Origin of the sequence: Alloalcanivorax venustensis, assembly GCF_047495515.1 — a bacterium.
Lineage (GTDB): Bacteria > Pseudomonadota > Gammaproteobacteria > Pseudomonadales > Alcanivoracaceae > Alloalcanivorax > Alloalcanivorax venustensis.
Genome location: NZ_CP179934.1, coordinates 990,976 through 1,003,777, shown reverse-complemented (window position 1 = coordinate 1,003,777; position 12,802 = coordinate 990,976). Strand labels below are relative to the sequence as shown.

The following is a 12,802-nucleotide window of genomic DNA, read 5'->3' as shown; positions in this document are numbered from 1 at the left end:
CCGGCCCGGGCGACTCAAAGGCGGCGAATGCCGTCGCGCTCGATGGCGATACGCCCCGCTTTGTAGAGCTTACCGATGGTCTGCTTAAAGGCGTTCTTGCTGCACCCGAAGGCGGCGCGGATCGCCTCCGGGCTGCTTTTGTCGCCCAGGGCCAGGAAACCGTCGGACGCTTCCAGCCGCGCCAGGATGCGCTCGCCGAGCTGATCGCTTTTGGCGGCGCCGGGCGGGTCCAGCGTCAGGCTGAGACGGCCGTCGGCGCGCAGACGCTGCACATAGCCGGTGAAGCGCTGGCCGGGGCGCGGGGGCGCCACGCCGGGCGGTGCCTGCAGCAGGCCCCAGTAGCGGTTGTCCACCGCCACCTTGTAGCCCAGGTCGGTGCTTTGCACCACCATCAGCGGCACCGCGTCGCCCTGGCGGTAGGCGTCGCAGGTGTCTTCCAGATGGCGGTCCAGCAGGGCGCTGGCGAACGGCCGGCCGTCCCGGTCGCGCACCACCTTGACCAGTTGCCAGCGGCCCACCTCCGGGCGGTTGCCCTGCTCGGCGAACGGCAGCAGCAGATCCTTGGGCAGGCCCCAGTCCAGGAACGCGCCCACGCGGCTGGTGTCCACCACACGCAGGCGCGCCACTTCCCCGGGCATCGCCTTGGGGCGGCCCAGGGTGGCGCGGGGGCGGCCGTCGCCGTCCTCGTAGAGAAACACTTCCAGTGCTTCGACGTCGGCGGCGTCGTCGGCCAGCTCGCGTGCCGGCAGCAGCACTTCGCCGAGGTCTTCACCGTCCAGCAACAAACCCGCGGGTATGCGTTTAAGCACCGTCAGGGTGCGCAGGGTACCAAGGAGCGTGCCGGGGGCGGTCATCGCGTTACCACATCAGGTCGTCGGGGATCGGATAATCCGCGTAGGGGTCGTCTTCGTCCTGGACGTTGCGGTCGTTGAGCAGGACCACGGCGGCCTCGTCGCGCTGGCGGATCTTCTCCGCCACCGTGGTGGGCACCAGCTCGTGGCCTTCGCCCAGGGCGACGATGGCGATCTGGCCGCGCGCCAGCTGGTCGCGCTGCGGCTCGGTGACGTGCAGCTTCTTGATCTTCTTGTCCTGCACGAACTGGTAGGCCACCTCGCCCCGGGCACGATCCAGACGGTGGGTCTCGATCAGCTGGCGAATCTGCGCGACGATCTCCCGCTCGCGCTGCTGCCGGTGGCGCTCCGCTTCCAGCTGGCGGTCTTTTTCCGCCTGCTCGGCGCGCTGGCGGCGGGCCCGCTCGGCCGGGTCCTCCAGCTCGATCTCGCCACGCTTGGCGCGGTTGGCGTCTTCCTTCTTCTGCTGCTTGGCGCGGCGCGCCTTCTTTTTGTCCGCCAGCCCCGATTTAAGGAGCTGATCCTGCAACGAATTAGCCATGGGGGTTCCAATAACGAAAATTCAGGTACGAGGATAACGGAGCCGGGGCCCGCCTGCCTATTCCACGGCGCGCTACTGCAGCGACGGCGCCTCGGGCGCTTCGCCGAGCAGCGGCTGGGCGCGGCGGAAGCGGGCATCATAACCGGGTTGCCAGGGAAACACCCCGTTCGGGTCCGGCCACACCATCTGCAGCGCCGGGTACGGCGCCGGCAGGTCGGCGTAGAACCAGTTGGCGTAGCCCAGATACTCGTTGTAGGCGGGCAGCGCCACCGGCAGGAACACCACCTCCAGGCCGTCGGCGATGTCGCCATAGACCTGGAACGGCCGCAAACGGCGCCCCAGGCCGGTGATGCCCACGGCGGCGCTATCCAGCAGGCGGCTGGCCAGGGTGTCCTTGAGGCCCACCACGATCAGTTCCGGGTGGTCCCGCTTGAGGAAGTGCCCCAGCGTGAAGGCATAGCCCGGCTCGCCGGCGGCGCCGTCCACGCTGAGGTGATGCCAGCCCTTGCGTTCGATGCGGGCCAGCAGTTGTTTGTCCTGTTCGTCTTCCGGCTGCGGATAGCGGAAGCCCTCGGGCATTTCATCGAGAAACATGGCTTCACTCTTTCTTGGGGCCGCCGCGCGATACGGAATGCGCGGCGCTCGACGTTGGCAGCGGCGCAGCTTACCAGAATCACTCTACTTGGTATGCGGCGGGGTGGATGCAATACTGAGCCGGTGCGCTTTGATGCTTTCTTATTAGAGACAGAGGACCCTGTATTATGAAAAAAATCACCCTGATGGCCGGCCTGGCCGCGCTCTCCGCCGCGCCCTTTGCACAGGCGGCGCCGCTTGTCGACGTTTACGCCGGCGGCTACGCCTGGAGCCCGGACACCTCCGGCAGCATCGCCTCCGGCAGCAACGACATCGACATGGAGGACGATCTGGGCTTCGACGACTCCGACCAGACCGTGCTCTACGTGGGCCTGGAACACGCCGTTCCGGTGCTGCCCAATGTGCGCCTGCGCTACATGGACCTCTCCGACGACGCCAGCAACCGCCTCAACGAAACCATTACGTTTAACGGCGAGGCGTTCCCGGTCGCCACCACCGTGGTCTCCGAGTACGACATGGAAATGCTGGACGGCACCTTCTACTGGAGCCCGCTGGACAACGTGGTGAAGCTGGACCTGGGCCTGACCGTGCGGCAGATGGACGCGGATTTCACCATCCGCTCGCAGACGGTCGGCAACGTGGCGTCGGAAAGCGCCAGTGAAACCTTCCCGCTGGCCCACGGCGCGGTACGCGCCAACCTGCCGTTGACCGGCGTGTACGTGGGCGGGGAAATCAACGCCATTGAGTACGACGGCAGCGGCATGCGTGATTTCGACGCGCACATCGGCTGGCAGTCCGACTTCCTGCTGGGCGTGAAAGCGGGCTACTCCCGCCTGGAAGTGGAATTGGACGACGTCAGCGGCCTGGACTCCGATCTGGAGATCGGCGGCCCTTACCTGGCGGCCACCTTCCGCTTCTGAGCCGCACCGCCGGGCGGGCGCCCGGCGGTCACCACTCCTTCTGAAGACGCTCGATACGGGCGTCTTTTTGTTCCCACAGATCGCTCACCCAGCGCTGCACGCCGGCGCGGAACGCCGCGTCCTCCTGGTAATCGCCGGCCCACAGGGCCGGGTCCAGGTTGTGGGTGCGCACGTCGATGATCACCCGCTCCAGCTGACCGCTGAGCAGCGCCCAGAAGCCGGGCGGCTTACCCTCCGGATAGGCAATGGTCACGTCCAGCAGCGCGTCCAGATCGTCGCCCAGCGCCGCCATCACGAACGCCACGCCGCCGGCCTTGGGGCGCAGCAGGTGCTTGTAGGGGGATTGCTGCCGGGCCTGCTTTTCCGGGGTGCAGCGGGTGCCCTCGAGAAAATTAACCACGGTCACCGGCATATCCGCGAATTTCTCGCAGGCCGCCTTGGTGATCTCCAGATCCTTGCCTTTCAGCTCCGGGCGCTTTTCCAGCAACTCTTTGGAGTAGCGCTTCATGAACGGGTAGTCCAGGGCCCAGAACGCCAGCCCCAGAAACGGCACCCAGATCAGTTCTTTCTTGAGGAAGAATTTGAAATACGGGGTTTTGCGGTTGAAGGTCTGCACCAGGGCGGCGATGTCCACCCAGGACTGATGGTTGCAGACCACCAGGTAGGAGGTGTCGCTGCGCAGGTTCTGGTCACCGCGGATATCCCAACGGGTGGGCGTCATCAGCGCGAAGATCGCCTTGCAGATTTCCGCCCAGGTCTCGGCGATCCACATCACGCCCCGGGAGCAGGCGGCCTTGGCCTGCTTGCCGGGCAGCACCACTTTAAACAGGGCGATCAGCATCATCGGGCCGATCAACGTCAGTGTGTTCAGCAACAACAGCAAGAACGTGGTGGCACCGGTCAGCAAGGCCCGCATCAGGCGAACTCCCTCTCCCCAAGATGAATCTGGATCATAGCCAACCCGATCCACAGGCCCAAGACCGTACTTGTATTGAATTGTTTATAGGCCCCGAGGGGCCCGTCAGCGGGCTTCCACCGTCATCACGTCCACGTTCTGGAAGCCGCGCGGCAGTTTGGCACCGCGCCGGCCGCGCTCGCCGAAGTAGTGCTCCAGGTCGCTGGCCTTGAGGTTGAGATGACGTTTGCCGGCGTAGATCACCAGGGTGTCGTCGGGGCCGAGCACCTGCACGTCCTGCACGAACTCGACGCGTTCGGCGACGCGGCCGCCGGGAATCGCCATCATCTTGTTGCCCTTGCCGCGCGACATTTCCGGCAGGTCGCGCACCGGGAACACCAGCAGGCGGCCCTCATTGGAGACCAGCGCGATCAGGTCGGTCTGCGGGTCCTTGACCGGGCGTGGCGGCTGCACCTTGGCGCCCTTGGGCACGTTCAGCACGCTCTTGCCGGCTTTCTTGTTGGCCAGCAGGTCCGCGTAACGCACCACGAAACCGTAACCCGCGTCCGTGCTCATCAGGTAGGCGTCTTTTTCTTGACCCATGATGGCGGCCACGAAACCGGCGCCGGAAGGCGGGCTGACCCGGCCGGACAGGGGCTCACCCTGGCCGCGCGCGCTGGGCAGGGTATGCGCCAGCAGCGAGTAGCTGCGCCCGGTGGTGTCCAGGAAGCACACCGGCTGGTTGGACTTGCCGCGCGCGGACGCCAGATATTTGTCGCCGGCTTTATAGCTCAGGCCCACCACATCCACGTCGTGGCCCTTGGCGGAACGCACCCAGCCTTTTTCCGAAAGCACCACGGTGACCGGGTCGGCGCCCACCAGGTCCGCTTCGTCCAGGGCCTTGGCGTCGTTGCGCTCGACCAGCGGTGAGCGGCGGTCGTCGCCGAAGTTTTCGGCGTCTTCCTTGAGTTCCTTGGCGATCAGCTTCTTCATTTTCGCCGCCGAACCCAGGGTCTCTTCCAGCTTGTCCCGTTCCTCGGCGAGCTCATCCTGCTCGCCCTTGATCTTCATTTCCTCGAGCTTGGCCAGATGGCGCAGCTTCAGCTCCAGGATCGCTTCCGCCTGGCGGTCGCTGAGCCCGAAGCGCTCCATCAGCACCGGCTTGGGCGCGTCTTCGCGGCGGATAATCTCGATCACCTCATCGATGTTCAGATAGGCGATCAACAAACCTTCCAGCAGGTGCAGGCGGTCCAGCACCTTGTCCAGACGGTGCTGCAGACGCCGGCGCACGGTGACCATGCGGAACTGCAGCCACTCGTTGAGAATCATGTCCAGGCTCTTCACCTGGGGACGCTCATCGATGCCGATCATGTTCAGATTGACCCGGTAATTCTTTTCCAGGTCGGTGGTGGCGAACAGGTGGCCCATCAGTTGCGCGATATCCACCCGGTTGGAGCGCGGCGTGATGATCAGACGAGTGGGGTTTTCGTGGTCGGATTCGTCGCGCAGGTCGCTGACCATGGGCAGCTTTTTCTTCTGCATCTGGTCGGCGATCTGTTCCAGCACCTTGGCGCCGGACACCTGATAGGGCAGCGCGGTGATCACGATGTCGTTTTCCTCGCGCTCGTAGACGGCGCGCTGCTTGAGGCTGCCCTTGCCTTCCGCGTACATGCGGATGATGTCGTTGCGCGGCGTGATGATTTCCGCCTCGGTGGGGAAATCCGGGCCTTTGATGTATTCGAGCAGGTCGTCCAGGGAGGCGCCCGGGTCCTTGAGCAGGTGGATACAGGCCTGCGCCACCTCGCGCAGGTTGTGCGGCGGGATGTCGGTGCTCATGCCTACGGCGATGCCGGTGGTGCCGTTGAGCAGCACGTTGGGCAGCCGCGCCGGCAGCAGCTTGGGCTCGTCCATGGTGCCGTCGAAGTTGGGCACCCATTCCACCGTGCCCTGGCCCAGTTCGGCGAGCAGCACTTCCGCGTACGGCGCCAGCTTGGATTCCGTGTAACGCATGGCGGCGAAGGATTTCGGGTCGTCCGGGCTGCCCCAGTTGCCCTGGCCGTCCACCAGCGGGTAGCGGTAGCTGAACGGCTGCGCCATCAACACCATGGCCTCGTAACAGGCGGAGTCGCCGTGCGGGTGGAACTTACCCAGCACGTCGCCCACGGTACGGGCGGACTTTTTATACTTGGCGGTGCTCTTCAGGCCCAGCTCGCTCATCGCGTAGACAATGCGCCGCTGGACCGGCTTCAGGCCGTCGCCGATCTTCGGCAACGCCCGGTCCATGATCACGTACATGGAGTAGTCCAGGTACGCTTTTTCGGTGTAGTCCCTGAGGGACAGGTCTTCGAAATCGTCTGCCATCTTTTATACTTCCGCCAGGTTGCCTTTCTCTTCCAGCCAGTTCTTGCGGTCGGAGGCGCGCTTCTTGCTGAGCAGCATGTCCATCAACTGATGGGTGTCGTCGGCGCCGTCCACGCTCAGGCGCACCAGCCGGCGGGTGTCGCGGGCCATGGTGGTTTCGCGCAGTTGCATGGGGCTCATCTCGCCCAGGCCCTTGAAGCGGGTGACGCTGACCTTGCCGCGTTTCTTTTCCGCCTTGATGCGGTCCAGCACGCCGGCGCGCTCCTCCTGATCCAGGGCGTAATAGACGTCCTTGCCCACGTCGATGCGGTACAGCGGCGGCATCGCCACGAACACATGGCCGCCGCGCACCAGCGCCGGAAAGTGACGCAGGAACAACGCGCACAACAGGGTGGCGATGTGCAGGCCGTCGGAGTCCGCGTCGGCGAGGATGCACACCTTGCCGTAGCGCAGCCCGCCCAGATCGTCGCTGCCCGGCTCGATGCCCAGCGCCACGGCGATGTCGTGGATCTCCTGGCTGCCCAGCACTTCCGCCGGGTCCACTTCCCAGGTGTTCATGATCTTGCCGCGCAGCGGCATGATCGCCTGGTAGACCCGGTCGCGGGCCTGCTTGGCGGAGCCGCCGGCGGAGTCCCCTTCCACCAGGAAGATTTCACTTTGCGCCGGGTCGTCACTGGTGCAGTCCGCCAGCTTGCCGGGCAGCGCCGGGCCGCTGGTGACTTTCTTGCGGGTGACTTTCTTGGCGGCGCGCAGCCGCTTCTGGGCGTTGTTGATGCACAGGTCGGCGAGCCGTTCGGCTTCGTCGGTGTGCTGGTTGAGCCACAGGGAGAACGCGTCCTTCACCACCCCGGACACGAACGGCGCGGTCTGCCGGGAGCTGAGCCGCTCCTTGGTCTGGCCGGCGAACATGGGGTCCTGCATTTTGACGCTGAGCACGTAGCAGGCCCGGTCCCAGATGTCTTCGGGGGTCAGTTTGACGCCGCGCGGCAGCAGGTTGCGGAATTCACAGAACTCGCGCATCGCTTCCAGCAGCCCGGAGCGCAGCCCGTTCACATGGGTGCCACCCTGGGTGGTGGGAATCAGGTTCACGTAGGACTCGGTGACCAGTTCGCCGCCTTCGGGCAGCCACAGCACCGCCCAGTCCACCGCCTCGGTGTCGCCGTTCATGGCGCCCTCGAACGGCTCGGCGGGCACGCGCTCCCAGCCCCGGGTGCTGTCGACCAGGTATTCCACCAGACCGTCGGCGAACTGCCAGGTTTCGGTCTCGTCGGTCTGCTTGTTCTCCAGGGTCACCAGCAGCCCGGGACACAGCACCGCCTTGGCGCGCAGCAGATGGCGCAGGCGCGGCACCGAAATGTTCGGCGAATCGAAATATTTTTCGTCCGGCCAGAAGCGCATCATGGTGCCGGTGTTGCGCTTGCCCACCGTGTCGACCACTTCCAGGTCGGCGGTTTTCTCACCGCCGGCGAATTCGATGCGGTGCACCTCGCCGTCGCGTTTGACGAACACTTCCAGCTTTTTCGACAGGGCGTTGACCACCGACACGCCGACGCCGTGCAGACCGCCGGAGAACTGGTAGTTCTTGTTGGAGAATTTGCCGCCGGCGTGCAGCGTCGCCAGGATCACTTCCACGCCCGGCTTCTTCTGCACCGGGTGCGGGTCCACGGGCATGCCCCGGCCGTCGTCTTCCACTTCCACGCCACCGTCCTTGAGCAGGGTGACGCGAATGCTTTTGGCGTGTCCGGCCAGGGCCTCGTCCACGGAGTTGTCCACCACTTCCTGGATCAGGTGGTTGGGACGGCTGGTGTCGGTGTACATACCCGGGCGTTTACGCACCGGCTCCAGGCCCGAAAGGACCTCGATATTCTCGGAGGTATAGGTGTTGGCCATAAATCTCTAATCGGTATGAATTCAGGTATCCGGCGTCAGGCGAATGCCGCAAAAGCGCAACACTAGCGGAATAAAGGCGTCGAAGTCATCAAAACCGTGGCTGCCGCCCAGGCCCCGGAACAGGTGGCAGTCGGCGTAATATTCCCAGCCCTCGCGCCAGTCCAGGGATTCGTCGCCGGTCTGGGTCAGCAGCAGCATCTGCTCGGGCTTGCTGATCGCCTCGACCTGGTAGTGGCGGAGCTCATCGAGCCAGGCGGGATCGAACTGGTACGCCTCGCCGCTGTGGTAGTTATGATTGATACCTGTGTATTTGTCCAGTAGTCGCCAGGGGCGGACCGCCGGATTGACCACCGCGGTGACCAGATCGTGGTGCTCGGCCAGCCAGGTGGCGTAGAAACCGCCCAGGGACGAGCCCAGCAACGCCACCGGGCCGGCCCCGGCGATGGTGGCTTCCAGGGTCGCCATGGCTTTCCTGGGCTGCGGGTCGAGCGCCGGCACGTGCAACCGGTGCCCGGCGCCGTGGCGCTCGAAGTAGTCGCGCAGCACCCCGGCCTTCCAGGATTGCGGCGAACTGTTGAAACCGTGGATATAAATCAGGGATATGTCGGACATGAGGCGCACCCGGTCGCGTAAACGGCCTCACTCTTCACTATCAACTGTCAACTATCAACTGTTAACTGATTCAGTAGCCCTTCACCGACATATCCACTTCGAAGTGGATGCCTTCCACCCGGCTGACGGCGGTATCGATGCCGCCGTCGGCGTGCAGATCCAGCCAGCGGTAACCGGGGCTGGTGTCGTCCACGGCGAAATCCGCGCTGCCGGGTTTGAACTGCACGCAGGTGCTGGGCACCGCCAGCAGCCGCACGCCGTTGCGGGTGTCGTCGTATTCCTGGTGCACATGGCCCCAGAGGATGCCGCGCACCCGGGGGTGGGCGTCGATCACCTCGAAGAAGCGTTCCGCGCTGCCCACCAGCTGGGTGTCCAGCCATTCGCTGCCCATCGGCACCGGGTGGTGGTGCAGGCACACCAGCAGATGCTCGCCGGCGGCGTCGCGCAGGGCGTCGTCCAGGAACTTGAGGTCCTCGTCGAACAGGTCGCCGGGCACCTCGCCGGGAATGGTGGAATCCAGCAGCACCAGGGTCCAGTTGCCGATGTCCGCCACGCACGGGCTGACCCGGTTATCCTGGCCGCGCAGGGCGCGCAGCATGGGCGCCGGCTTGTCGTGGTTGCCCTCCAGCCAGTAGATCGGCGCGCGGAACCCGGACAGGGTTTTCGCCAACCGCTGGTAGGACTCGTAGGAGCCGTCCTGTGACAGATCGCCGGTGGCGAGTATCAGGTCCATATCAGGCTGTTCGCGGCGTACCCGGTCCAGCACCGCCTCGAGACTGAACTGCGTGTTCAGGCCCAAAAGCTTGCCGTCGGTATCCGCGAAAAGGTGAAAATCGGACAGCTGCACTACCCGCAGCGGCTGAACCGGATGCGTCAAAATCCCCGCTCCCGTTGTAATCATGATCCCGATACCCGCGCGTCCCAAGCACGCCGGCCCCGCCTCGGCCAAACTCTCGGCCCGCCTTTTTCCCCCAGGAAAATAAGACGTTAGTCGGTTATATCGAAGATGATGGCAGTTGGCCAGGAAGGCGGTTCCGAATTCGGAACCATTGCTCGTTTTATTCGGTGCCGGAACGCCGCCAGGGCTCGCCGGAGGCACGGCCGAAATCATGCACATGGGCCAGCCATTCGCCCAGAAAGCGGTTCCATTGGGCTTTTTCGTCGCGCTGGTGCATGTGGCTGTTGGGGTACGGATAGCGCGCCTGCACCCGCCGGAACGGCGTCGCCTCGGTGACTTCCGCCACCCGGGCATCGTGGTACAAACGTACCGTCAGCCGGGGCGCCGGCATGGCGTCGTGCAGGGCCTGATCCTCGAAACGCAGGGTGGTGGTGTACGGCGCCCGCTCCAGAACCCGGATACTGACCGTGCGCGGACGCTCCTCGCCAAGCGACACGTCCAGGCTGTCGTCGTCGCCGAGCGCGCGCATCAGCGGCAGCAGGCGGGCGTAGTTCCACTCGCACTGGGCCATCAGGTCGCGGAAGTCGAGGCGGTAGCGGCGCGGGCGGCTCATGACGCGGCGCCCCATTCCCGGTCCAGCGTGTCCCGGTGCAGCAGCAGCCACTGCAGGGTGATCAGCGAGGCGGCGTTGTCCACCCGGCCGCTGCGCAGCAGGGCCTCCACCTCGGATACCGGGCGCACCACCACGCGAATGTCCTCGTTTTCCTCGACCACGCCGTGCACGCCGCCGGCGTTGCTCAGGTCGGCGCGCCCCACGAACACCTGCAGGCGCTCGTTGGAGCCGCCGGGGCTGGGCATGTAGTGGGCCACGCGCTTCATCTCACCGATTTCCACACCCGCCTCTTCGCGCGCCTCGCGGCGCACCAGGTCCGCCACCGGTTCGCCTTCCTTGTCCGCCAGGCCGGCGATCAGTTCCAGGCACCAGGGCGTGTCGCGCCAGTCCAGGGCGCCGACCCGGAACTGCTCGACCATCAGAATCTCACCCCGTTGCGGGTCGTAGGGCAGCACCGCCGCCGCCGGCGGGCGCACGAACAGTTCGCGCTGCATGGTGCCGCTCCAGCCGCCTTCGAACAGGCGGTGGCGCAGATGCAGCCGGTCCAGGCGGAAGAAGCCCTGGAACGGGGTCTCCCGTTTCAGGACTTCCACGTCCCCGGCGGTGAATTGCGGCGTGGGGTCATTCATCGGCTTTGTGATAAAGCTCCGCCCCCTTTTCCATGAATTCCCGGGATTTTTCCTGCATGCCCTCCTCGGCCTCCTGGGCCGCGGCGTAGTCGCGCACTTCCTGGCTGATCTTCATGGAGCAGAACTTGGGTCCGCACATGGAACAGAAGTGCGCCACCTTGTGGGCTTCCTTGGGCAGCGTTTCATCGTGGAAGGCGCGCGCCCGGTCCGGGTCCAGCCCCAGGTTGAACTGGTCCTCCCAGCGGAATTCGAAGCGCGCCTTGGAAATGGCGTTGTCGCGCAGCTGGGCGCCGGGCACGCCCTTGCCCAGATCCGCGGCGTGGGCGGCGATCTTGTAGGTGATGATGCCTTCCTTGACGTCATCCCGGTTGGGCAGACCCAGATGCTCCTTGGGCGTCACGTAGCAGAGCATGGCGGTGCCGTACCAACCGATCATGGCGGCGCCGATGGCGCTGCTGATGTGATCGTAGCCCGGGGAGATATCCAGGGTCAGCGGGCCCAGGGTATAGAACGGCGCCTCGTCGCAATGCTTGATCTGCTCGTCCATGTTCTCCTTGATCATGTGCATGGGCACATGGCCGGGGCCTTCGATCATCACCTGCACATCGTGCTTCCAGGCGATCTTGGTGAGCTCGCCCAGGGTGCGCAGCTCGGAGAACTGGGCCTCGTCGTTGGCGTCGGCCACCGAGCCGGGGCGCAGGCCGTCACCGAGGCTGAAGGTCACGTCGTACGCCTTCATGATCTCGCAGATTTCCTCGAAATGGGTGTAGAGGAAACTCTCCTTGTGGTGCGCCAGGCACCATTTGGCCATGATCGAACCGCCGCGCGAGACAATGCCGGTGACGCGCTTGGCGGTCATCGGCACATAGCGCAGCAGCACGCCGGCGTGGATGGTGAAGTAGTCCACGCCCTGCTCGGCCTGCTCGATAAGCGTGTCGCGGTAGATCTCCCAGGTCAGGTCCTCGGCGACGCCATTGACCTTTTCCAGCGCCTGGTAGATCGGCACGGTGCCGATCGGCACCGGCGAGTTGCGCAGAATCCACTCGCGGGTCTCGTGGATGTTCTGGCCGGTGGACAGGTCCATCACCGTGTCGCCGCCCCAGCGGGTGGCCCAGGTCATCTTGGACACTTCTTCCTCGATCGAGGAGGTGACCGCCGAGTTGCCGATGTTGGCGTTGATCTTGGTGAGGAAGTTACGGCCGATGATCATCGGCTCGATTTCCGGGTGATTCACGTTGGCGGGAATCACCGCGCGGCCACGGGCCACCTCGTCACGCACGAATTCCGGGGTGATCTCGGCGGGAATCGAGGCGCCGAAACTCTGCCCGGGATGCTGATCGGTGGGCAGGCCCGCGTCGCGGTGCTCACGCAGCTTCTGATTTTCCCGGATGGCGATGTATTCCATCTCCGGGGTGACGATGCCCTGGCGGGCATAGTGCATCTGCGACAGGTTGCGGCCGGCCTTGGCGCGGCGCGGCGCGCGAATATGCGGGAAGCGCAGCCCCTCGGTGGCCAGGTCCCGGGCCCGCCGGCGGCCGTATTCGCTGGTCAGGCCGTCCAGCTGCTCGCTGTCGTCGCGCTCCTCGATCCAGGCGGCGCGCACCGGCTCCAGGCCCTTGCGGATATCAATCTTCGCATCCGGGTCGGTATAGGGACCGGAGGTATCGTAAACCGCCAGGGGCGGGTTATCCTCGAACTTGCCGCCGGCCAGGGGCGTCGGATGTTGACGGATTTCACGCATCGGGACGCGGATGTCCTGCCGGCTGCCGGTCACATAAATTTTTCTTGAACCGGCGATGGGTTGGCAGGCTTCATCAATGGCGTTGGATACGGCGTGACGTTGCTCGTCTGGCACGGTCGGCCTCCAGGCAGTGGTGTAAGTGGGGAGGAAGGCGCCGCCGGTCGTTAAGGCCAGCATGACACTGGCCCAACACGGGCTGGGCGAACGCCAACACTATACGCCAGCGCCTCAAAGTCGAACAACCGCACCCGTGTGAC

General features: G+C 65.1%; 12 protein-coding genes. 1 reads left to right on the top strand and 11 read right to left on the bottom strand.

The window, feature by feature from the left end; translation table 11 throughout:
* Window positions 1-14 precede the first annotated feature (14 nt).
* The 3 genes from ACMG4O_RS04780 to ACMG4O_RS04770 all read right to left on the bottom strand — a co-directional run bounded on the left by ACMG4O_RS04780 (window position 15) and on the right by ACMG4O_RS04770 (window position 1,986).
* A complete protein-coding gene (locus tag ACMG4O_RS04780) occupies window positions 15-854 on the bottom strand; it encodes a S1 RNA-binding domain-containing protein (RefSeq protein ID WP_414434515.1) in 840 nt (279 codons plus the stop codon).
* 4 nt (window positions 855-858) lie between these two features.
* Window positions 859-1,392 (bottom strand): DUF2058 domain-containing protein, encoded by a 534-nt coding sequence (locus ACMG4O_RS04775; RefSeq protein ID WP_142947459.1) that lies wholly within the window; start codon window positions 1,390-1,392, stop codon window positions 859-861.
* A gap of 72 nt (window positions 1,393-1,464) precedes the next feature.
* The gene (locus tag ACMG4O_RS04770) at window positions 1,465-1,986 is read right to left on the bottom strand and encodes a DUF4262 domain-containing protein (RefSeq protein WP_142947460.1); all 522 of its coding nucleotides are present in this window, start codon (window positions 1,984-1,986) and stop codon (window positions 1,465-1,467) included.
* Between the two features lie 167 nt (window positions 1,987-2,153).
* Between ACMG4O_RS04770 and ACMG4O_RS04765 the strand changes: the two genes are divergently transcribed.
* Window positions 2,154-2,906 (top strand): TIGR04219 family outer membrane beta-barrel protein, encoded by a 753-nt coding sequence (locus ACMG4O_RS04765; RefSeq protein WP_414434514.1) that lies wholly within the window; start codon window positions 2,154-2,156, stop codon window positions 2,904-2,906.
* A 28-nt stretch (window positions 2,907-2,934) separates the two neighbouring features.
* On the opposite strand, the gene ACMG4O_RS04760 is transcribed toward ACMG4O_RS04765, so the two are convergent.
* The 8 genes from ACMG4O_RS04760 to thiC all read right to left on the bottom strand — a co-directional run bounded on the left by ACMG4O_RS04760 (window position 2,935) and on the right by thiC (window position 12,659).
* Window positions 2,935-3,822, bottom strand: coding sequence for an acyltransferase (locus ACMG4O_RS04760; RefSeq protein ID WP_142947462.1), 888 nt, complete (start codon window positions 3,820-3,822; stop codon window positions 2,935-2,937).
* Window positions 3,823-3,927: 105 nt separating this feature from the next.
* Complete coding sequence (parC, locus tag ACMG4O_RS04755; RefSeq protein ID WP_414434513.1) at window positions 3,928-6,162, bottom strand: DNA topoisomerase IV subunit A; 2,235 nt, start codon at window positions 6,160-6,162, stop codon at window positions 3,928-3,930.
* 3 nt (window positions 6,163-6,165) lie between these two features.
* On the bottom strand, window positions 6,166-8,052 hold the full coding sequence (gene parE / locus ACMG4O_RS04750; RefSeq protein ID WP_194854737.1) for a DNA topoisomerase IV subunit B: 1,887 nt from the start codon (window positions 8,050-8,052) through the stop codon (window positions 6,166-6,168).
* A gap of 21 nt (window positions 8,053-8,073) precedes the next feature.
* Window positions 8,074-8,664 carry a YqiA/YcfP family alpha/beta fold hydrolase gene (locus ACMG4O_RS04745; protein ID WP_370184826.1) on the bottom strand — a complete coding sequence of 197 codons (591 nt, stop codon included), beginning with the start codon at window positions 8,662-8,664 and terminating at the stop codon, window positions 8,074-8,076.
* 70 nt (window positions 8,665-8,734) lie between these two features.
* Window positions 8,735-9,541, bottom strand: a complete 807-nt coding sequence (gene cpdA / locus ACMG4O_RS04740) for a 3',5'-cyclic-AMP phosphodiesterase (protein ID WP_228547805.1) — start codon at window positions 9,539-9,541, stop codon at window positions 8,735-8,737.
* A 181-nt stretch (window positions 9,542-9,722) separates the two neighbouring features.
* A complete protein-coding gene (locus ACMG4O_RS04735) occupies window positions 9,723-10,175 on the bottom strand; it encodes a DUF1249 domain-containing protein (RefSeq protein WP_142947467.1) in 453 nt (150 codons plus the stop codon).
* Complete coding sequence (locus ACMG4O_RS04730) at window positions 10,172-10,804, bottom strand: NUDIX domain-containing protein (protein ID WP_142947468.1); 633 nt, start codon at window positions 10,802-10,804, stop codon at window positions 10,172-10,174. Before ACMG4O_RS04730 ends, ACMG4O_RS04735 begins: the two co-directional genes overlap by 4 nt.
* Window positions 10,797-12,659 (bottom strand): phosphomethylpyrimidine synthase ThiC, encoded by a 1,863-nt coding sequence (gene thiC, locus ACMG4O_RS04725; protein WP_370184823.1) that lies wholly within the window; start codon window positions 12,657-12,659, stop codon window positions 10,797-10,799. The genes ACMG4O_RS04730 and thiC overlap by 8 nt, the downstream gene beginning before the upstream one ends.
* Between the last annotated feature and the right edge of the window lie 143 nt (window positions 12,660-12,802).

Bases quoted from the DNA above. Each gene is read 5' to 3' on its own strand.
- ACMG4O_RS04780 (WP_414434515.1), bottom strand. From the start codon at position 854: ATGACCGCCCCCGGCACGCTCCTTGGTACCCTGCGCACCCTGACGGTG.
- ACMG4O_RS04775 (WP_142947459.1), bottom strand. From the start codon at position 1,392: ATGGCTAATTCGTTGCAGGATCAGCTCCTTAAATCGGGGCTGGCGGAC.
- ACMG4O_RS04770 (WP_142947460.1), bottom strand. From the start codon at position 1,986: ATGTTTCTCGATGAAATGCCCGAGGGCTTCCGCTATCCGCAGCCGGAA.
- ACMG4O_RS04765 (WP_414434514.1), top strand. From the start codon at position 2,154: ATGAAAAAAATCACCCTGATGGCCGGCCTGGCCGCGCTCTCCGCCGCG.
- ACMG4O_RS04760 (WP_142947462.1), bottom strand. From the start codon at position 3,822: ATGCGGGCCTTGCTGACCGGTGCCACCACGTTCTTGCTGTTGTTGCTG.
- parC (WP_414434513.1), bottom strand. From the start codon at position 6,162: ATGGCAGACGATTTCGAAGACCTGTCCCTCAGGGACTACACCGAAAAA.
- parE (WP_194854737.1), bottom strand. From the start codon at position 8,052: ATGGCCAACACCTATACCTCCGAGAATATCGAGGTCCTTTCGGGCCTG.
- ACMG4O_RS04745 (WP_370184826.1), bottom strand. From the start codon at position 8,664: ATGTCCGACATATCCCTGATTTATATCCACGGTTTCAACAGTTCGCCG.
- ACMG4O_RS04735 (WP_142947467.1), bottom strand. From the start codon at position 10,175: ATGAGCCGCCCGCGCCGCTACCGCCTCGACTTCCGCGACCTGATGGCC.
- ACMG4O_RS04730 (WP_142947468.1), bottom strand. From the start codon at position 10,804: ATGAATGACCCCACGCCGCAATTCACCGCCGGGGACGTGGAAGTCCTG.